Source organism: Kitasatospora sp. MBT63, assembly GCF_000710465.2.
Classification (GTDB): domain Bacteria; phylum Actinomycetota; class Actinomycetes; order Streptomycetales; family Streptomycetaceae; genus Kitasatospora.
The window spans coordinates 17487-36436 of the sequence record NZ_JAIZ01000827.1 but is presented as its reverse complement, the minus strand read 5'-3'; the positions used below and the strand labels follow the sequence as shown (position 1 = coordinate 36436).

Below are 18950 nucleotides of genomic sequence, written 5' to 3'. Positions count from 1 at the left end.
TCAGGCCCTCGTGGCGGCCGCGCGCTCGGCGGCGCTGCGCTCGACGCAGAACTCGTTGCCCTCGATGTCGGCCATGGTGACCCAGCCGCTGCCGTCCGGGCGGCGGCGGTCGGCGACCACGGTGGCGCCGAGGGCGAGCAGCCGTTCCACCTCCTCGTCGCGGGTGCGGTCGGAGGGCTGGAGGTCGAAGTGGAGGCGGTTCTTGCCCGCCTTGTCCTCGGGGACGGCGACGAAGAGCAGGTCCATCCGCTCCCCCACGATCAGAGCCTCGGGGTCACCGGGCTTGTCGTCGTCGGCGAGCTTGGTCTCGAGGACCGCGGCCCAGAAGGACCCGAGCCGGTAGGTGTCGGCGCAGTCGATGGTCACATGATGTATGAGAGAAGCCATGGCCGACACTATGACGCCCGGTCAGAAGATCGTCCACGGGATTCGCCGGCCGGCGCCCGTCCGGCCCGTGTGGGACGGGCGGGTGCCCGGCGGTCTCAACCGGCCAGGATGCGCTGCTCCTTCTCGGCCTCGATGCCGATCGGCACTCCGGTCAGCCCCTGGGTGTAGGTGACCTTGGCCGAACCGCCGTTGCGCAGCCAGGCCCAGGTGTCCCGCGCGGTCTCGGCGACCGGACGGCAGCGCAGCCCCGCCGCCACCGCCTTGGCGCTGTCGGCACGCCAGGCCCCCTGCCAGTCGGGGGTGTCCGGGGCCCACAGCGGCAGCTCGCTCCAGGGTTCGACCTGGGCGGCGAGCAGGGTGGCGTCGTCCGTCCAGACCAGCTCGGCGTCCGATCCGGTGGCGCGGACGCAGGCGTCCAGGAAGTCGCCGTACGTGGTCCGGCCGATCGGCGCGGTGGTGACGAAGCGTCCGGTGAGGCCTTGGTCGATCAGGTCGAGCCCGAAGGCGGCGAAGTCCCTGGCGTCGATCAGCTGCATCGGCCGGGCCGGGTCGCCGGGGGCGAGGACCCGGCCTCCCCGGGCGATCCGCTCCAGCCACCAGGGCAGCCGCCCGATCGGTTCGTGCGGGCCGTAGAGCAGACCGCAGTTGAGGACGGACGAGTGCTCGCCGAACTGCTCGAGCAGGGCACGCTCGCAGCCCGCCTTGAGGGCAGTCGCGAACGGCTGGTCCTGCGGCGTGTCCGCCGGGCAGTCCAGCGTCCGGGACGACTCGTCGACGGGCCGGGCGGGCCAGTCGGCGAAGGCGTGGACGGAGGAGACGAAGCTGTAGTGGCCGGCGCGGCCGCGCAGCAGCCGGGCGGTCTGTGCGACGTCGTACGGCTGCTGTCCCGAGGTGTCGACGACCGCGTCCCAGCGCCGTCCGTCGACCAGGCGCTCCAGGTCCTCCGGCCGGGTCCGGTCGCCGCGTACCGCCTCCACGTGGTCGAGGTCGGCACCGCTGACCCCGCGGTTGAAGGTGGTGACCTGATGGCCTCGCGCGAGCGCGTCTACGACATAGGCACGCCCGAGGAATTTGGAGCCGCCCAGCACGAGGATCTTCATACCTGACAGCCTGTCCACGGCCGGCCGCCCGTACACGGCCGGCGCGCTCCGCCTTCCTGGCGGGGGCTCACCGCACCCTGCTCCAGGGGACGTCCGGCGTGAGCACGTCGTGGATGCAGCGGCGCAGTCCGTTGCTGTCGGAGACCGGGGGGATCCACGGCACCTGCTGGAACCGCTCGCCGAGCCGCCACGCGGGAGCGTGTTCGTCCCGGTCCTTCGCGGGCGAGTTGGGCGGCCGGTCTGCCGTGCAGGGCGGAGGAGGTGCGCGGGATCCCGCCGGCCGCCGTCGCCAGGACGAAGGCGGTGGCGTCGCGGACCTCGGGGTCGGGAGGACACATCGTGCTGTCCTCCGTCCACCGGCACCGTCCGAACGCCGGGTCCAACGGCCGATGATCAAGAACGCCGACACCCCTGAACAGGCAGTTTGAGGCTTACCGACGGTCCCCCACCAACCGCCACGGCAGCGTGAGATGGATCACAGCCGCGGCTCGGCCGCCTGCACCCCGTTCGACTGTTCGCGATCAAGAACTCCCAGGTTGGGGCAGATTCTCACAGGAAACGTTCAGCTTCGAACTGTTCACATCAACCATCAACTTGAAGTCTGTTAATTTTTGCAGAATTGTCATGCGTTGACTGGTATTCATATGAACCAGCACGCTTCGGCGGCATGAAGAGATCACTTCTGAGCAGCTCGCTCATCCTCGCAGCCAGCACCCTCGTCATAGCCGGCGCCGGGGTCCCCGCCGTGGCCGCCGCCCCCGCCCCGCAGCCCCAGGCTCCCCAGAGCAAGGCCGTCCAGGACGCCAACGCCCAGGTCGCGGCCCACCCTGACGCCGTGAAGGCCGGCGCCGACGACCGCTTCGTCGCCACCAACGTGCAGGTCGACGCGGACGGCACTCGCCACGTCCACTTCAACCGGACCTACCGCGGCCTCCCCGTCCGCGGCGGCGACGTGGTCGTCCACTCCGCCCCCAACGGCACCCTCGACTCCGCCAGCCTGACCCAGGCCGCGCCGCTCTCGCTCTCGGTGACCCCCTCAGTCACCGATCAGCAGGCGATCGCCAAGGCCGCCACGCTCTTCAGCGGCACGCGCGGCAGCAGCACCGCCGTCCTGACCGTGGACGTCACCGGCGCCTCGCCGAAGCTGGTCTGGGAGGTCGTGCTCAACGGCACCGGCGCGGACCACTCCCCCAGCCACCTCCACGTCCTGGTCGACGCCCTCACCGGCGCCACCGGCGAGAGCTGGGACGGCTTCTCCGCGATCCTGCCCGACGGCACCAAGCGCGTCACGACCAAGGCGGCCCCCACCGCCGTGTCGGCGCCCGCCGCCGCAGCCGCCCCCGCCGCCGCCCTGGCCGCCGCGGCCTCCACCGGTACCGGCAAGGGCTACCAGGTCGGCAACGTCAGCGTCAGCACCACGCAGAACTCCGCCACCAGCTACACCCTCAAGGACCCGGTCCGCGGCAACGGCGAGACCCGCGACGCGCAGAACCAGACCACCACCGACGACTCCCCGCCGGCAGGCTGGGGCGTGGCCCTCAACGACGCCGACAACGTCTGGGGCAACAACGCCCTGACCGACCGCGCCACCGTCGCCGTCGACGCCCACTACGGCATCCAGGCCACCTGGGACTTCTACAAGAACGTCCTCGGCCGCAACGGCATCAAGAACGACGGTGTCGGCGCCCGCTCCTTCGTCCACTACGGCACCAACTACGACAACGCCGGCTGGGACGACGCGAGCTTCTCGATGATCTACGGCGACGGCGCCGTGGGCTCCAAGCCGTTCACCGAGATCGACGTCGCCGGCCACGAGATGAGCCACGGCGTCACCGCCGCCACCGCCGGCCTGATCTACAGTGGTGACGCGGGCGGCCTCAACGAGGCCACCTCGGACATCATGGGCACGATGGTCGAGTTCAACGCCAACAGCCCGGCCGACACGCCGGACTACCTCATCGGCGAGAAGATCGACATGAACGGCAACGGCACCCCGCTGCGCTGGATGGACGACCCGAGCAAGGACGGGAAGTCCGTCAAGTGCTGGTCCACCAGCACCAAGACGCTCAACCCGCACTACTCCTCGGGTGTCGGCAACCACTTCTTCTACCTGCTCGCGGTCGGCTCCGGCCAGTCCCAGTGGGGCAACAGCCCGACCTGCGACGGCTCCTCGGTCGCCGGCATCGGCAACGACGCGTCCACCAAGATCTGGTACCGCGCGCTGTCGACCTACATGACCTCCAACACCGACTACCCGGGTGCCCGCACCGCCACCGTCAAGGCCGCCAAGGACCTGTACGGCGCCGGCAGCACCCAGTGCGCCGCGGTGGAGAAGGCATGGAGCGCGGTCTCCGTCGCCCCGACCGCCACCACCTGCGGCGGCGGCACCACCCCGCCGCCGTCCACGGGCAACCTGCTGCTCAACCCCGGCTTCGAGTCCGGCACGACCCCCTGGACGGGCACCTCCGGCGTCATCACCAATGACGCGGGCGCGGCCCCCCGCACCGGCTCGTACTACGCCTGGCTGGACGGCTACGGCTCCGCGCACAGCGACACGCTCTCCCAGTCGGTGAGCATCCCGGCGACCGCCACCGCGCCCAAGCTGACCTTCTGGAACCGGATCACCACCGCCGAGACCGGCAGCACGGCGTACGACACCCTGAAGGTCCAGGTCGTCAACGGCACCACGACGACCACCCTGGCGACCTACTCGAACGCCGATGCCACCTCCGGCTACGTCCAGCGCACGCTCGACCTGTCGGCGTTCAAGGGCAAGACCGTCACGATCAAGTTCACCGGTACGGAGGACTCCTCCCTCCAGACCAGCTTCCTGATCGACGACACCTCGGTGACCGCCGGCTGATCCCGGCCCCGAACCGGTGGACCCGGGCGGTGGACGCACGACGTCCCGCCCGGGTCCACCGCATTTCCGGCGACCACCGCGGCCTCGCCGCCACGGTCGCGCCGCCCGTAGTCGCGTCAGGCCGGGGGCGCGGCGTTGTAGGCGTCCGGCCAGCCGGCCGTGGTGCGGTCGGCGCGGGTGAAGACGGCGGCCCCGGTACGTCCTGACGAGGGGTCGGCGTCCCGTGGTGCGGGACAACGGACCTCCGTGGTGCCGCCGGTGCTGGTGTGACGTGCGAGGGCGGAGCCGTTCCAGGTGACCACGGTGGCGCCGCGCGGGGCGCGGACGCGTGCGTGGTCGGGGTGGAGGGTGATCTCGGTGCCGGTGGCGCGGGAGTTCAGCAGCGTGAGGTAGTCGGCGGGGGTGAGCCGACAGCTGGCGGGTGGCGTGGTTCCGGGCCAGTCCGGGGAGTCGATGCCGCGGGCGCGGGCGGCCTGCCACATGCCGGGGACGAGGGCGTGGGCGTGCACGGGGGTGGCCATCTGTTCGCACATCCACAGCAGCCGGCCGGCGCCGCGGGAAGGCGCGAGGGTACGCCAGCGCACGCGGTGGGCCAGGTCGGCGGCGGTAAGCGCGATCCAGGGGTGGACGGTGGCGAGGGGGCCCTGGGCGCCGAGCCAGGCCAGGTAGCGCCGGGCCTCGTCCAGGACCGGTGCCATGGAGTCGGCGGGGATGCCGCGGATGTAGGCGGGCCGGCCGCGGAACGCGCGAGGCGCGCGGGCGACCAGCAGCAGGACCGCCCGCGCGAGATCACCGGCGACCGGCTCCCGGTCGTCCTCCTCCTGGTCGTCGGCGGGCTCGGACCCGTACGGCCCGCCGAGGGTCCGCAGGACGTTGTAGAGCTCGGTCTTGGCGCGGTCGGTGAAGGGCGCCTGTTCGAGCACGGGCAGGCGGGTGGCGAGGGTGGTGATGAGGGTGTCCTCGGCGGTGTCCGGATCGCGCGGGACCGGCAGCTGGGCGGTGGCCTCGGCGACGGTGGCGGCGAGGTCGGCGTCGACCATGAAACGGCTGGTGAGGCGGCCCAGTTCGGTGGCTCCGAGGTGGTCGTCGCCGCCGTCCGGGTCGGGGCTGCGGGTGAGGTAGGCGGCGTCGGTGAGGAAGTCGGTGGCGTCGTGGAGGGGGTCGAAGGGGTGGTGGCCCTGATGGAAGGCGAAGGTGCCCTTCCACCAGTTCTCGGCCTGCGCGGTGGTGGCAAGGCGGCTCTGGACGGCTTCGGCGAGCAGGTGGTCGGGCAGACGCTCGCGGATGCGGGAGGTGACGGTGTATCCGGCGGCGAGACGGGCCTGCCAGTGGTGGCGTTCGCCGGGGGTGGTCAGCAGGTACGCGTACCCTTCACGTTCGCCCGCGCCGATGCGGCCCGCCCGGCCGAACATCTGCTGGACCATGGACACCTCGATGCGGCTCATGCCGATCTGGGTGTCGCGGACGATGACCGCGCGGGCGGGCAGGTTCACCCCGGCGGCGACCGTGGAGGTGGCGACGAGGATGTCGGCCGCGCGGGTACGGAAGGCCTGTTCGGCCTCGCGCTTGTGCGGCCAGTCGCGGTAGTGGAGCCGGACACCGGCCTTGGTGCACAGGCGCTCCACGAGGTCGCTGTCGTCCGGGTCGGCGCCGGTGGTGTCGACGCCGCGGTCGTGGGCCAGGGCGAGGGCGGTGGTGCGCACGGAGCGTTTGCTGCCGCAGAACACCAGCACGCTGCCGCCGTCGGCGGTGTGGTGGCGGGCGAGGTCGACGGTGCGGCGGGTACGGAACTGGCTGCGGGTGGCCCAGTCGGAGGCGTCGGCCTCCGGAGGCAGAGCAGGCAGCTGCCAGGTCAGTCGGGTGGGCCGCCACGGCGAGCGGACCAGACGGGCGCCGAGCCAGGCGGCGAGCTGGTCGGCGTTGGCGACGGTCGCGGACAGCCCGACGATCCGCACCCGGGTGGCGTCGTCGCGGACCCGGGCCAGGAGGGCCTCCAGGACCGGCCCGCGGACCGGGTCGCCGAGCAGGTGGATCTCGTCCACGACCAGGCAGCCGACCTCCGCGAGCGCGGCGCGCAGCGAGCCGGCGCGGCAGATCGCCTCGAACTTCTCGGTGGTGGCCACCCACAGGTCCGCGTCCCGGATGAGGTCGGTGTCGACAGCGGCTTCGCCGGTCAGGCGGACCACCCGCAGCCCGGCCGCGCGCCAGGCGGCGAGGTCACGGTCGAGTTCGTCGGTCAGGGAGCGCTGAGGGACGAGCCAGGCGGCCTTGCGGCCGCGCCGGTGGGCGGTCAGGGCGGCGACCATGCCGATCGCGGTCTTGCCTGCGCCGGTGGGGGCGACGACCACCACGTGCTCGTCGCCGTCGGTGACGGCGGGGACGGCGGCGGCCTGGACGGGGTTGAACGCCGGGTGCGGCAGCAGCGCCCGCCAGTCCTCGGGAACCAGGTCCTCGACGGGGACGAACGCCTCGATGTCGCCGTCAGGGAGGTCGTCCAGGGCGTCCCACTGGGCGGCGAAGGCGTCCCGGGCCGCGTACGCGGCGGGGCCGGTGACCGGCGACTGCGCGCCGCCGGGCCAGGCGGCCGGCTCCACGGGCGCGCCGAGGTCGGAGAGCGTGGTCACCACCTCGTCCTCCGCCCAGTGCTCCGCGACGCGCACCCGGGCGCCGAGGCCGGTGAGGGTGCGGCGCAGGTCCTCGAACCGCTCCCCCGCCGGAACGATCACCCGTACGTCGTCGGCGGCGCGCAGCGCGGGCTCGGGCACGCTCCGGGCGGGGTCGGTGATCTTGGCCCACCACAGGGCCCGCGTCTCCTTCTGGGCGGGCAGGGGCAGGTCCTCGGGCCACGCCGGGGCGGCCGGGGGTACGGGTTCCCGGGAGGGGCGGGGCAGGCGGATCGCGGTGACCGTCACGCCGGGCCCGGCCTGGCAGGAACCCGTGTCGAGGCCGGCCACCAGCCGTGCCGCGGCGCGGACGGTAACCGTGGGAGCGGCGGGCGGAGCCGTGGGCGCGGCCCGCAGGAGCTTGTCGTAGGTCTTCGCGCCGAGGTCGGCGAGCGTGAACGCAGCCGGGCAGGCGGGGCAGACGATGGCGACGTAGCGGAGTTGGCGGCCCATGGACTCGTACGGGCGGCGCAGCGAGTGCAACGGCCCGTCGCAGCCGGGGCACGGGCGGGGCAGCTGCTCCTGGTAGGTCCAGCCCGGCTCGGCGAAGCGCGGCAGCAGGCCGTCTACCGGCAGGTCGCTCCCCCACCTGTCGCCCATGAGCTGCGGAACCGTCAGATCACCGGCCTGGTCGTGTGTTTCGTGCACGGTGCTCACTGTGTCAGCCGGGGCCCGGCCGGTGCCAGTGGGGTCCGGGCACGTGGTAGTGCGGGCCGGGAAGGGCGACCGGCGCGGGCCGCGCCTTCGCCCGCGTGGCTCTGTTAACGAGCTCACCTTCGGTGGTCGGCGACCACAGTTCACAGAGCTCGCCTCGCCGAGGCGTGATCAATAGGGTGTTTCAGGACGTGGTGGTCGGCCACGCGCACATGCGAACGCTCGGCAGGGCCTTGTCCGAGCTCGCTGAGAGGCACTACTGATGCACCCGAGTGCGGCCCGACTGGCTGGGATTCTGCCGCCGCACCCCGGAGCCGGCGATCCCATCGACTGGGACGAGGCTGCCGGCAGGTGGGGCACTCCGTTCCCGGCGGACTACCGCGACTTCGTCTCCACCTACGGTGGCGGGTCGATCAATTGCTCGCTGTCCATAGGGCTGCCGCTGGAGGTCGCCCAAGGCCCTCGCGGCCCCCTGAGCTTCGAGGTGCTGACCGAGTGCGGGTATGAGCTCCTCGACCTGGACCCCGGCGACGGCCCGGTCCTGCAGGGGAGGATCTCGTGGGCCATGGATTGCAGCGCCAACCAGGCGTTCTGGAACACCGCGGATCCGGATCCCGACAGCTGGACCACTCTCGTACTCACCCGAAGTGGTGACTGGGTCGAGTACGACTGCGGCATGGTCGACTTCCTCTCCGGGTTCCTGACCGAGGAGATCAGTCCTCAACCCATGGGCATGTTCTCCCCGGACCGGCCGGTCTTCCTGAACTGGCGGGAGGAACGACGTCTCAAGGAGGCGGGCATCGATCCCTGGCCTCACCTCTGAATGGCCGAAGCGGTACTCAGCCAGCCAACTTGACTCTGTCGGGGATCTTGGAGTTTTCCGGTGCGGCAGCATGGTCGACGGGCATGCTCGGGCTGTTCCGTAGACCGATGACGCTCTCGAGGTGCCCGTTGTCCCTGCGCCCCCGTTCCGGCGAGCATGTTCCACCTCTGACCGCGCAGATCGCACGGGCGAGCAACCCGGTTGGCACGACCGCGATATGGGTGCGGGACCGGCTGGACGGGCTGTGGCACGACGAGGACTTCGCTCACTGGTACCCCAGGGACGGACGTCCGGGAGACCGAGCAGGTGTGTCGGTGCCAGCGCGACGGCCACCAGGGGTCACCCGGTGCGGCGGGGTGCTGTAAGTCGGTCAGGTTGCATGCCGCGGGTCGATAGCCCGCAGAGGGTGGACTCGGCCAGGATGGGCGTGCGGGCGGCGCCCCGGACGACGGGTGTACTCGGCGTGGCGGGCAGTCCCTCGGCCGTGAGGAGCCGTACGTTCGCCGGTCCGTCCAGCTCCAGCAGTGCGATGAGATTCAAATCCCCACCGTGGCCCGCCCCTGCACCGTGTGTGCATCCGGTCGTTGGCACGCGGGTTCACTCGGCAGGTGTGAGCCCGCCAGGCTCGACCGCACGGAAACCGCCGAGCCCGCAGCCCGTGCCCGTGCCCGTGCCCGTCCTACGGTGTCCGGCGCACTGGCTCAGATCCCAGTACCGCCCCTCGGCAACCCAGCCTGGACCGACACCCACGCCAGAACCAGCTCGTCCCGGGGCACATGTGACTACCAGCGCCGACCTCATGAAGCGAGCAGCGACAGCCCGACCAGGCCCGCCCCCTTGCCGGGGCGGGCGTCGCGAATCTCCGGGTGCGGCCGCCGATGACGGTGCGGCTCGTGTGCCGGCGCAGACGCAGAGGCGCCCGCACACGGACATGTGAGGAGCGCCCGCTCATGTGCTTGAAGGTCAGACGGGGCGGATGTGCTCGGCCTGCGGACCCTTCTGGCCCTGCACGACGTCGAAGGTCACCTTCTGGCCCTCCTGGAGTTCACGGAAGCCCTGGGCATCGATGTTCGAGAAGTGGGCGAACACGTCGGGGCCGCCGCCGTCCTGCTCGATGAAGCCGAAGCCCTTTTCCGCGTTGAACCACTTCACAGTGCCGGTAGCCATGCGCTTCTCCCTCGTGGGAACCGATCGGGTCCCGCTGGTACGGGCCCGGAGGTGATCGCCTTGGTCCGGAGAAGCGTTGAACAACAAGTACGCCCACGGCAGGTACCCGCGGGCGGGACTTCGGAACCACGACTGCTTGATTACGACGTTACACCGCAGGGGCCCCACAACCAGGCAGCTGAACCGGACACGGAGCCGCGCGGCTGTGGCGCCCGTACGCGCTTCGGTTTGGGCCGCCGGCGTCCGCGAACGCGAGCGAAACTCCCTGCTGAACAGATGCGGGAGGCCTCGCACAGGCAGACCCTGGGAGGGGAACCGACCGCGGAGGAGAGCGATGACCAGTACCAGTGGCTCGCGCGAACCGAGCGCCATGGTGCACATGTCGATCTCCGGTGCGCCACCCCTGGCGAACGTCGTCGCCGACACAGTGGGGCAGTCATTCAGGCTGATCACCGTCCCGGGTCCTGGCACGGCAGGGGACTACGTCTCACCCGCCGATCAGGTGGTCCGCACCCGGTGGCAGGTGGACACGTCGGCGACGATCGAAGACACCACCGCGCAGCCGGTTGCCCTCGCGGATGCCGGTGCCGACCCGGTGAAAGTGGAGCTCAGCGGTCGAACCGATGCCGTCGTCAGGGTCGAGGCGCTGATCCGCGCCCGTTTCCACGCCGGACCGCCGGCGGGGTTTTCACAGGCGTTCCAAGTGTGGCCAGGAAGTCCGCCGCACGCCACAGGCCGACTATGACCGACAGTCGCACACCGCCGTCCACCGGGCCCCTGGGCCGCTCTGCCGTCCCTCGTCACGGATCGCGTCTCGCAGCGGTGCCGGTCGGGCAGACGGAAACCTGCAAGGTGGGCTCCCTTCGCCGGCATGGTCCGGATCAGGTGGTGGAGGTCGCCTTCCGGTCTCACAGACCTTCCAGCCTCTCAGCCCGACCGTCGACAAACGCCCCGCGCGGAGCCTCCGCCCATCGCCCGAGGCCATCCGGTCGAACTCCCTCGCTCGCCCTGCAGGCCACTTCCCACAGTACTCTCGCCCCCGCCCGGCATCAGGGCCGAACGGCCCCATCGCTGCTCGGGACCAGGCTGGCTGACCGAGCCGAACAGTAGCCGATCGGCATCGTCCACCTCTTCGCCGCCATCTTCCCCGGCCTGGCAACCCGTGGCCGCGGAAACCCTGGCTACGGACGGCACAAGAACGACCAGCCGTTGGGCGTCCGGCAGGCGTTGTGCGACTGGAGAGCAACTCGACCCCGGGCTGCCCCCTCGGCTCACCGATACGCGTGCCAGTCCGCCCTACCCACGCACCGGGTGACGGTCTACCTACTGAGGCTTTCAGGGTGGAGTCGATGGGGTGAGTGGCAGGCCGGTGCCGGCCGGGCATCCATCGATAAGGGCGGGTCGAAGTGGGATGTGCCGCAGTCCGCGTCGGAGGGTGCGGGTGAGGTGATCCGGATCGGTGAACGCGGTGTTCGCCGTCGGGCCGCGACGCAGGAGTGACCAGATGCCCTCGACCGGATTGAGGTCCGGTGCATATGGGGGCAGTTGGAAGACGGTGAGCCAGTCGTGCTTCGCCGCGTACTGCTTCATGCCGACGGGCAGGTGAGTGTTGAGATTGTCCCAGACCAGGACGATCGGGCCGCCGAGCTGAATATGTGCCCGGACGGCGAGGTCGCGGTAATCGGTCCAGGCGAAGCTCTTGCGGGCTCCCTTGAGTGGCATGTGGAAGCGTGGCCGGTAGATCACCCTGCTCTGCCCGCCGGGCTTGTAGCAGCACAGCGCGGCCACCGAGATCCGGCGCCGGGAACGTCCCCGGACCCGGACCACGGGCGTGTGCCCGCGCCGGCCCCAGGTGCGGGCACGCGGCGGCGTCATCGCGAATGCTGCCCCGTCCTCGAAGACGACCCAGGCCCCGAGCGCCGCCGCGGTGCTTTTATCCGCGGCCACACCTCCTGCTTCCACAGCTCCACCGCGTGCTCGTCCCGCTCGAGTGCCCGGCGGGCCGGGGCCTGCCAGGACCAGCCGTGCCGCTTCAGCAACCGCCACACGGTCGCGATCGACAGCCGTATCCGGAACCGTCGGCCGATCACCGCCTGGACCCGGACCAGCGTCCAGCGCTGCTCCTCGAAGCCATGGGCGGCCGGCCCCTTGCCCGACTCCGCCGCCAACTCGGCGAACTGGGCCGCCGACAACTTCGGCACGCTCGCCGGACCCGCCGAGCGCAGGGCATCCGCACCGCCCTCACGCCAGGCCCGCCGCCAACGCTCCACCGACCGCTCGCTGAACCGCAGCTCCCGGGCGATCACCGCCGTCTTCTCACCCGCCTCGAACCGAACCCCGGCCTCCAGCCGCACCTGTTCACGAAACGCCCGCCGCTCAGCGGTCAGGCCCCCACCCTGCGCGTACCGCATACCACCGGCATACCGCAGGGATCACTACCTGTCACCACCGACAACAGAACGAAAACCTCAGTAGTCCGCCAGTACGTGGCAACCAGCAGCACCCGGTCCTCCAGACAGAGCCGCCGCGGCCGGCCGCGCTGGACGTCACCTCCGCGACGGCGGACCAGCGGCGACCAGCTTGCGGAACCGCGGCTCGCTCAACCCCGAGAACGGCTCGATCCACATCGGATCGCTCACTGGGATCACCCCACCCATGCCGTGACCAACGCCGAACCAGGCGGACAGTTGCGGGACAGCCTTTAGAAGCCATCTCATTTGGGCTTGTAGGCTGCTCTCGTGACGATCGTGGAGCGGCTGGTACCGGACGAGTTGTGGGAGCTGTTCCAGCGGGTGGTGCCAGCGGCACCGACGCGCCCGCAGGGCGGTGGCCGACGCCGGCACGGGGACCGCGAAGTGCTTGCGGCGATCGTGTTCGTGGCGACATCGGGGTGCACGTGGGCCCAGTTGCCGCCGTGTTTCGGCCCGTCCGGGCCGACGGCCCACCGGCGCTTCACCGAGTGGACCGCGGCCCGGGTGTGGGCCAAGCTCTACCGCCTGGTCCTGGACGAGCTCGGCTCGCAGGGTGAGCTGGACTGGTCGAGGTGCGCGGTCGACTCCGTGAACATGCGGGCCATGAAAAAGGGGACCTGACGGGTCCGAATCCTGTCGATCGGGGCAAGTTCGGGTCAAAGATCTACTTGCTCACCGAACGCACCGGTTTACCCCTGTCGCTGGCGATCTCCGGCGCCAACCTGCACGACAGCCAGGCCCTGATTCCGCTCGTCGAGGCGATCCCACCGATCCGCTCCCGCCGCGGCCCCCGGCGCCGCCGGCCCGGCAGGCTCCACGGCGACAAAGCCTACGACCACCGCTTCATCCGCTCCTACCTGCGACGACGACAGATCGCGACCCGCATCGCACGCCGCGGCATCGAGTCCTCCAGCCGCCTCGGCCGGCACCGCTGGGTGATCGAGCGGACCGTCGCATGGCTGGGCGGCTTCCGTCGGCTCCACCGCCGCTACGAACGCAAAGCCGACCACTTCGCAGCCTTCGCCACCATCGCCGCGGCACTCATCTGCCATCGCCGGCTGGCCAAATGAGATGGCTTCTTAGCAGGACCTCTTTCCGCAGGAGTTCGAAGACGAGCCAGAACCGGTTCTCATGAACGGAGCCACCGCGGGTCGTCGCATGGAGAAACCCCAGCTTTCTGGGGTACCCGGGGCCCGCGCGGCGTCGAAGACTGTGGGTATGGACACCATCGAGAAGACCCGAATCGCAGACGACCGACTCGCAGCCAACCGGGAGACCGTGCGTGCCTTCATCGACGCACTGTTCACCAAGGGTGACCTGACGGCCGTCGACACGTACCTCGCCGAGGACTTCCTCAACCACGACCCGCCCGTCGGCTCCGACACCACCCGTGAGGGCATGCGCGCGGCCGCCGCCCTGTTCCGCGGGGCGTTCCCGGACTGGCACGCCGCTCCCGACTTCATGGTCGCCGAGGACGACCTGGTCGTTGAGCACTTCAGCGCCAGCGGCACCCAGCGCGGTGAGATCTTCGGTGCGCCGGCCACCGGCCGCACCGTCACGCTCCGTGGGATCAACATCTTCCGGCTCCGGGACGGCCGCATCGTCGAGCGCTGGGGCCGGCTCGACGAGCTGGGGCTGCTGCGCCAGCTCGGGCTCGCCCAGGGGCCCGGGTAGCCCGCGGTGGTCGGGAGTAGGCTCGTATCCGTGGCAGTTGCGGCCGTGGAACGCCGGCTCGCCGACATCGAACGACGGTGCCGGGGCGGGCTGGACACCACCACGCTGGGCACGGAGATCGTCCGCCGTCTGCGCCGGGTGGTCCCGGCGGAGGCGGCCTTCTCCGCGACCGTCGATCCGGTGACCCTGCTGTTCACCTCGGCGACCGCCGAGGACCCGCTCGGTCCCGCGACGGCGATGTTCCTCGACAACGAGTTCGGGGGCCCGGACGTCAACAAGTTCGCGGGCCTCGCCCGGGCGGCGGATCCGGTCGGCTCGTTGGACCGGGCCACCGAAGGCAACCGGACGGACAGCGCCCGCTACCGCGACATCATGGCCCCGCTCGGACTCGGCGACGAACTGCGCGCCGCGCTGGTCACCGGGCACCGCTGCTGGGGCGTGCTGTGCCTGCACCGGGAGGCCTCCTCCCCGGGCTTCACCCCCGAGGAGATCGCCCTGGTCCGGCGCATCGCCCCGGTGCTGGCGGCCGGCCTGCGCACGGCGGTGACCGCCGCGCCGCCTTCACCGGTCGCCGCCGGCCCGGACGGGGTGGGTCTGATCCTGCTCGACTCCGCGCTCAGGACCGTGTCCATGAGCCCGGAAGCCGAGCAGTGGCTGAGCGACTTCCCCGACGGTGACCGGCAGGAGGCGGGCCGGCTGCCGGTCAGTGTGCTCGCGGCCGCCGCCGGCCCGGTGCCGTCGACCGTCCGCATCCGCGGGCGCTCGGGGCGGTGGCTCGCCCTGCACACCAGCCGCCTGGGTCCGCAGATCGGCGTGGTCGTGGAACCGGCCCGGCCGGCGGAGCTGGGAGCGGTCCTGCTCAGCGCCCACGGACTCACCGAGGCCCAGACCCGGGTCGCGGCCCTGGTCATCCGGGGACACTCGACCCGCCAGCTGGTCGACGAACTCCACATCTCGGCCAACACCGTGCAGGAGCACCTGACCGCGGTATTCGACAAGTTCGGTGTCCGGAGCCGCCGGGAGCTCGTCGCCGTGGTGCTGGCGGACCTGTCGGGGTTCAGGTAGCGGCAACCGGCCCGGCGTCGACCACTCCGGCGTCCACCGGTTCGGCGCCGCCCGGTTCGTCCGCGTCGGGTCAGTGGCGGACGAACGGCAGGTCCGCCGGCCGTACCTGCTCGCGCGGCCCCGCTGCACGCAGCACGACGTCCAGCACCCGCGCCGGGTCGGCGGCGTAGGCGTGCGAGAACCACGCCATGTTGGCCTCGACCACGGCCCAGCGGTGGCCCGGGACGTACGGGTCGAGGAGTTGCCCGACATCCAGGACGACGGCGCTCGGCAGCGTGTGCCCCGCCGCGGCGACCAGCCGCTCGACGAACTCCGTGATCTGCGCGGCGACGGCCCGGTCCTCGTGCTCCGTCCCGCCGCTCCGCTCCCTCCCGCCCGGCGTGTGCGTGCCGTCCGTCCTGAGCGGGCGCGGATCGAGCCGGCCGAACACCGCGTACCGGCTCGCAGTGGCGATCCGTCCGTCCAGCAGGAACAGCCGGTACTCGGCCGCGAATGTCACGACCTCGGAGAGCAGCACCGGCTCCGCCGGGTCCAGGCCGCCGGGCAGCCGGGAACCGTCCGCGTAGACGTCCGCCGGGAAGGACTTGTCGCGAGGCGGCTTGACGAACATCGGCCGGTCCAGTGCCCTCGCGTCCGCGACGGTCGCCGACCGGACCTCCCGCCCGGTGAACTCCTCCGGCAGGTCGGCGAGCCAGCCGTCCGCCGGTTCCAGCAGCGCGAACCCGAGCCGGCCGGCCAGCCGCTCACCCGCGACCGGGCCGCCGTACCAGTACGCCGGACCCGTCTCCGGGCCGAGCGCCTCGGCGGCCCGGACCGCCATCCCGCGACCCGCCGCCTCGGCGGCCAGGAGTTCCATCGTCGATGTCCGCCGCCCAGGCATGACCAGCACCGCGCCCCTCCTCCGCCTTCGTCTTCGCCGCTCTGCGAACCGCCACGCTAGCCTCGCCGCCCCCGCCACCGCAGCCGATAATCCGGCGGAGCGGGTCCGGCCTCATCCGGTCGCCGAGCGTCCGGCCCCACCGGCCCCTGTCACTGCGGCGAACGTCAGGTCGGTACCGGTCAGCTCGCAGCTGGCCGCCCACAGCCGGGCGGCGGTCGTGGTGTCGGCGAGGTGGGTCCAGAGCGGCTCGATCCTGGGCGTACCGCGCAGCCCGAACGTCCGGGGGCTCACCATCTGGCCGCCGCCGATGCCCGGGTCGAGGACGGCCCGTACGGCGGACCAGGCGGCGGAGTCCTTGCCCTGGACGAGCAGGCCGAGCGGCAGGTGGCGCAGCCGCTCTCCGGCGGTTCGGACGTGGAACGGCGGGCGCGAGGGGGTGAGGGAGTCGAGCGCGCCGCCGGGGTGGACGACCACGCTCAGCGTCGTGCTGCCGACGGCCCGCAGGCGGCGGTCGAGTTCGACGGCGAAGAGCATCTGGGCCAGTTTCGACCGCGCGTAGGTGCGCTTGGGCCGGTAGTCGCGCGTGCTGTGGAGATCGTCGAGGTCGAGGCGTTCGGACTTGGCGGCGAAGCTGCCGGTGGTGACGATCCGGCTCCCCGGGGCCGCCGTGAGCAGGGGGAGCAGGTGGTGGGTGAGGGCGAAGTGCCCCAGGTGGTTGGTTGCGAACATCAGCTCGTGGCCGTTGGTGGTTTCGCGGCGCGGTGGACTGTCGAGCGCCACACCGGCGTTGTGGACGACCGCGTCGAGGCGGTCCAGCCCCAGCGCGTGCGTGGCGGCCTTCAGCGAGGCGGGATCGGCCAGGTCCAGGGGCAGGTGCTTCACCTTGGCGCCGGGGACGCGCGAGGTGATGGAGGTGATCGCGTTCTCGGCCTTGGCGCGGCCGCGGCTGCCGAGGACGACCGTGGCCCCGGTGCCGGCGAGTTGCTCGGCGACGAAGTACCCGATGCCCGCGTTGCCGCCGGTGACCAGGAAGTTCTTCCCGTCGGCGCGGGGCAGCCGGTGGACGTCCCACTGCAGGCCCCGGGCAGTGGAGGGCTCTTCGGACGCGGCAGGCGGGGCGGGCATGGCAGATGCGGCAGGCATGGCGGGGTCCCGGTGGTTCGGAGTGGTCTGGCGTCGGGCGGGCGGGCGGTCGGCCACGCCCGGGTCCGACGCTCCCAGGTGCCACTCACATCCCACCGGCAGGACGCTGTCCCCCGCTGACAGCCCACCGGCATCGTCGACCCAACTGCGGTCACCCCCACCGTCTCCTTCTGGCGACCCCACACCCCGTCAGAGGGGAGGCCGTGACCGGTCAGGCCGTCGGATCCCCTGGGGCCGGTGCAACCTGACCTCACCTCAGGTGCGGGATCCGCCCGGTGCGCCGAAGCCGCCCGCGACGAGGCGGGTGGCCCAGCGGCGGAGGGCGGGGACGAGCGGGGGGTGGGTGAGGCCGGCGGCGGTGGCGAGGCGGTCGGCGGAGGTGGTGTCGTAGCGGTCCTCGGAGAGGAAGGTGAGGGTCTCCGGGTCGGCGCCGGTCAGGGCGCGGGGCAGGCGGCGGACCAGTGCGACGGGGATCAGCCCGCGGGGTGGGCGGACGCCGAGGTGGGCGGCGAGGGTGGCGATCAGGTCGGGGAGCGGCGGGGTGTCCGGGTCGAGGACGGTGTGGGCCGCGAGGGGCGCCTCGTCGTGGGCGGGCACGGCGGCGAGGAAGCGCGCGAGGTGGTCGACGGTGACGACGGGCACGAAAGTGCCCCGGGTACCGGGGAGCAGGGGGAGGCGCCCGCGGTGCAGTTGACGGACCAGTTGGGCGAGCCCGAGGTACTGGCCGGCCTCACCGGTCTGCGAATGCCCGATGACGCTGCTGGGGTTGACGGTGGTCAGCGGCACACCGAGGCGGGGCGCGGTCACCCGGACGGCGGTGTCGCCGAGCTGCTTGGAGGCCTCGTACGCGCCGAGGCGGGCGTAGAGCTCGTCGGTGGCGCGGGGGGTGAGCGGGTGGCGGGGGTCGGGCTCGCGGCCGACGCGGTAGCCGGAGAGGTGGACGAGGCGGCGCAGGTGGGGGCGGGTGGCGCACCAGTCGAGGACGTGCAGGGCGCCGTCGACGTTGGTGGGCTCGGCCTGGGCGCGGGTGAGCCCGAACTGGTAGCGGGCGGCGAGGTTGTGGACGTCGCGGATCGCGGCGAGGCGGTCGTCGTCCTCGGGTGTGAGGCCCAGGCCGGGGCGGGTGAGGTCGGCGGTGACGGTGGTGAGGGTGGTGTCATCGGTGCCGTGCTCGCGCAGCCAGTGGCGCAGCGCGGTGTCGGCGCCCCCGCGGACGGCGGCGGCCACGGGTTCGCCGTCCGTGAGGAGTTCCAGGAGCAGCCAACGGCCGAGAAAGCCGGTGGCACCGAGGACGAGGGTGCGGGGTGGCGGCGGATCGGACGGTGTGCGGGTCATGGGCGGACTCCATTTATCTATAGACCGGTCTTTATATTTTTTGGTCACGCCGAGGGCGCGCGGACGACAGCACCGCACGCCTCAGGAGGGGTCGGCAGGCTTCCGGCTGCCGATCAGGTGACGGACTGCGTACTGGGCGTCCTCCAGCGGCTCGCGGCTGCGCCGGACCGACGCGAGCATCACCGCGCCCTCGAGCAGGGCGAGCGCCTGCCCGGCGCCGGTGGCTGCTTCGGCAGGGCCGAGGCCCTCCCGTTCGAGGCACTCCGCCAGAACGCGCTGCCACCGCTCGTACACCCCGGCGCAGACGGCCCGCAGCGGCTCGTTGGTTCCGGCGACCTCCAGCGCGACGGTCGCGATCGGGCAGCCCTTGGCGTAGTCGGAACGCTCCAGCCGGTCGGCGAAGACCTGGATCAGCCGACGGGTGATCGCACCGCTGTCCGCGCCCTCGGCGACCAGGGACGCGAGCAGGTCCTCGACCTCCCGGCCGGCGTCGGCCAGGGCGGCGGCGACCAGTTCGTCCTTGCCCTGCGGGAAATGGAAGTAGAGCGAGCCGCGCGGTGCGCCGCTCTCGGCCACGATCTGGTTGAGGCCGGTACCGACGTAGCCGTGCGCCTCGATCAGCGCCCGGGTGCCGGCGATCAGCCGGGCCCGGGTCTCCTCGCCCTTGACTCCCATACGGAAACAATAGACCGGTCTGCATATTCGCGTCCACCGAACACCGCCGA

16 protein-coding genes and 1 pseudogene are annotated in these 18950 nt (G+C 71.9%); 6 read left to right on the top strand and 11 right to left on the bottom strand.

Annotated features, from left to right (window positions below; all coding sequences use genetic code 11):
* Both AA75_RS50625 and AA75_RS43715 read right to left on the bottom strand, forming a co-directional pair.
* A complete protein-coding gene (locus AA75_RS50625; RefSeq protein WP_033826123.1) occupies nt 1-387 on the bottom strand; it encodes a VOC family protein in 387 nt (128 codons plus the stop codon).
* 95 nt (nt 388-482) lie between these two features.
* On the bottom strand, nt 483-1487 hold the full coding sequence (locus tag AA75_RS43715; RefSeq protein WP_033826122.1) for an NAD-dependent epimerase/dehydratase family protein: 1005 nt from the start codon (nt 1485-1487) through the stop codon (nt 483-485).
* A 667-nt stretch (nt 1488-2154) separates the two neighbouring features.
* On the opposite strand from AA75_RS43715, the gene AA75_RS43710 reads away from it, so the two are divergent.
* Nucleotides 2155-4350 carry a M4 family metallopeptidase gene (locus AA75_RS43710; RefSeq protein ID WP_035982053.1) on the top strand — a complete coding sequence of 732 codons (2196 nt, stop codon included), beginning with the start codon at nt 2155-2157 and terminating at the stop codon, nt 4348-4350.
* 116 nt (nt 4351-4466) lie between these two features.
* Here the strand turns inward: AA75_RS43710 and AA75_RS43705 are convergent, their stop codons facing one another.
* Nucleotides 4467-7661, bottom strand: a complete 3195-nt coding sequence (locus tag AA75_RS43705; RefSeq protein ID WP_368666641.1) for a DEAD/DEAH box helicase — start codon at nt 7659-7661, stop codon at nt 4467-4469.
* A 268-nt stretch (nt 7662-7929) separates the two neighbouring features.
* On the opposite strand from AA75_RS43705, the gene AA75_RS43700 reads away from it, so the two are divergent.
* Nucleotides 7930-8490, top strand: a complete 561-nt coding sequence (locus AA75_RS43700) for an SMI1/KNR4 family protein (protein WP_033826121.1) — start codon at nt 7930-7932, stop codon at nt 8488-8490.
* Nucleotides 8491-9453: 963 nt separating this feature from the next.
* Here AA75_RS43700 and AA75_RS43695 read toward each other — a convergent pair.
* Nucleotides 9454-9657, bottom strand: coding sequence for a cold-shock protein (locus tag AA75_RS43695; protein WP_033826120.1), 204 nt, complete (start codon nt 9655-9657; stop codon nt 9454-9456).
* Between the two features lie 334 nt (nt 9658-9991).
* Here AA75_RS43695 and AA75_RS43690 point away from each other — a divergent pair, with 334 nt between their 5' ends.
* On the top strand, nt 9992-10402 hold the full coding sequence (locus AA75_RS43690) for a hypothetical protein (RefSeq protein ID WP_033826119.1): 411 nt from the start codon (nt 9992-9994) through the stop codon (nt 10400-10402).
* Nucleotides 10403-10992: 590 nt separating this feature from the next.
* On the opposite strand, the gene AA75_RS43685 is transcribed toward AA75_RS43690, so the two are convergent.
* From AA75_RS43685 to AA75_RS46830, 3 genes and pseudogenes are all read right to left on the bottom strand, one after another.
* Nucleotides 10993-11532 carry a transposase gene (locus tag AA75_RS43685; protein WP_033826118.1) on the bottom strand — a complete coding sequence of 180 codons (540 nt, stop codon included), beginning with the start codon at nt 11530-11532 and terminating at the stop codon, nt 10993-10995.
* Nucleotides 11529-12068 (bottom strand): winged helix-turn-helix domain-containing protein, encoded by a 540-nt coding sequence (locus AA75_RS43680; RefSeq protein ID WP_033826117.1) that lies wholly within the window; start codon nt 12066-12068, stop codon nt 11529-11531. The genes AA75_RS43685 and AA75_RS43680 overlap by 4 nt, the downstream gene beginning before the upstream one ends.
* A gap of 62 nt (nt 12069-12130) precedes the next feature.
* Nucleotides 12131-12314: pseudogene (locus tag AA75_RS46830) on the bottom strand (IS5/IS1182 family transposase); the annotation flags it as partial.
* An 87-nt stretch (nt 12315-12401) separates the two neighbouring features.
* Here AA75_RS46830 and AA75_RS48815 point away from each other — a divergent pair.
* The 3 genes from AA75_RS48815 to AA75_RS43660 all read left to right on the top strand — a co-directional run bounded on the left by AA75_RS48815 (nt 12402) and on the right by AA75_RS43660 (nt 14867).
* Nucleotides 12402-13198, top strand: a protein-coding gene (locus AA75_RS48815) for an IS5 family transposase (protein WP_199520568.1) whose coding sequence is annotated in 2 segments (ribosomal slippage) — nt 12402-12738 and nt 12738-13198 — 798 coding nt in all. Because the reading frame shifts where the segments join, the coding sequence is not laid out codon by codon here.
* A 148-nt stretch (nt 13199-13346) separates the two neighbouring features.
* Nucleotides 13347-13802: an ester cyclase gene (locus tag AA75_RS43665; RefSeq protein WP_033826114.1), complete on the top strand. Its 456-nt coding sequence runs from the start codon at nt 13347-13349 to the stop codon at nt 13800-13802.
* Between the two features lie 30 nt (nt 13803-13832).
* The gene (locus AA75_RS43660; RefSeq protein ID WP_033826113.1) at nt 13833-14867 is read left to right on the top strand and encodes a LuxR C-terminal-related transcriptional regulator; all 1035 of its coding nucleotides are present in this window, start codon (nt 13833-13835) and stop codon (nt 14865-14867) included.
* 70 nt (nt 14868-14937) lie between these two features.
* On the opposite strand, the gene AA75_RS43655 is transcribed toward AA75_RS43660, so the two are convergent.
* From AA75_RS43655 to AA75_RS43640, 4 genes are all read right to left on the bottom strand, one after another.
* Nucleotides 14938-15723: an ATP-grasp domain-containing protein gene (locus tag AA75_RS43655; RefSeq protein WP_051814444.1), complete on the bottom strand. Its 786-nt coding sequence runs from the start codon at nt 15721-15723 to the stop codon at nt 14938-14940.
* Nucleotides 15724-15858: 135 nt separating this feature from the next.
* A complete protein-coding gene (locus tag AA75_RS43650; protein ID WP_051814442.1) occupies nt 15859-16872 on the bottom strand; it encodes an SDR family NAD(P)-dependent oxidoreductase in 1014 nt (337 codons plus the stop codon).
* Between the two features lie 273 nt (nt 16873-17145).
* Nucleotides 17146-18225, bottom strand: coding sequence for an SDR family oxidoreductase (locus tag AA75_RS43645; protein WP_051814438.1), 1080 nt, complete (start codon nt 18223-18225; stop codon nt 17146-17148).
* 81 nt (nt 18226-18306) lie between these two features.
* Entirely contained in the window at nt 18307-18900 is a 594-nt protein-coding gene (locus tag AA75_RS43640) for a TetR/AcrR family transcriptional regulator (RefSeq protein WP_033826112.1), read from the bottom strand.
* Nucleotides 18901-18950: the final 50 nt, after the last annotated feature.

Coding starts and splice junctions, on each gene's coding strand:
- AA75_RS50625 (WP_033826123.1), bottom strand. CDS start 387: ATGGCTTCTCTCATACATCATGTGACCATCGACTGCGCCGACACCTAC.
- AA75_RS43715 (WP_033826122.1), bottom strand. CDS start 1,487: ATGAAGATCCTCGTGCTGGGCGGCTCCAAATTCCTCGGGCGTGCCTAT.
- AA75_RS43710 (WP_035982053.1), top strand. CDS start 2,155: ATGAAGAGATCACTTCTGAGCAGCTCGCTCATCCTCGCAGCCAGCACC.
- AA75_RS43700 (WP_033826121.1), top strand. CDS start 7,930: ATGCACCCGAGTGCGGCCCGACTGGCTGGGATTCTGCCGCCGCACCCC.
- AA75_RS43695 (WP_033826120.1), bottom strand. CDS start 9,657: ATGGCTACCGGCACTGTGAAGTGGTTCAACGCGGAAAAGGGCTTCGGC.
- AA75_RS43690 (WP_033826119.1), top strand. CDS start 9,992: ATGACCAGTACCAGTGGCTCGCGCGAACCGAGCGCCATGGTGCACATG.
- AA75_RS43685 (WP_033826118.1), bottom strand. CDS start 11,532: ATGACGCCGCCGCGTGCCCGCACCTGGGGCCGGCGCGGGCACACGCCC.
- AA75_RS43680 (WP_033826117.1), bottom strand. CDS start 12,068: ATGCGGTACGCGCAGGGTGGGGGCCTGACCGCTGAGCGGCGGGCGTTT.
- AA75_RS43665 (WP_033826114.1), top strand. CDS start 13,347: ATGGACACCATCGAGAAGACCCGAATCGCAGACGACCGACTCGCAGCC.
- AA75_RS43655 (WP_051814444.1), bottom strand. CDS start 15,723: ATGGAACTCCTGGCCGCCGAGGCGGCGGGTCGCGGGATGGCGGTCCGG.
- AA75_RS43650 (WP_051814442.1), bottom strand. CDS start 16,872: ATGCCCGCCCCGCCTGCCGCGTCCGAAGAGCCCTCCACTGCCCGGGGC.
- AA75_RS43645 (WP_051814438.1), bottom strand. CDS start 18,225: ATGACCCGCACACCGTCCGATCCGCCGCCACCCCGCACCCTCGTCCTC.
- AA75_RS43640 (WP_033826112.1), bottom strand. CDS start 18,900: ATGGGAGTCAAGGGCGAGGAGACCCGGGCCCGGCTGATCGCCGGCACC.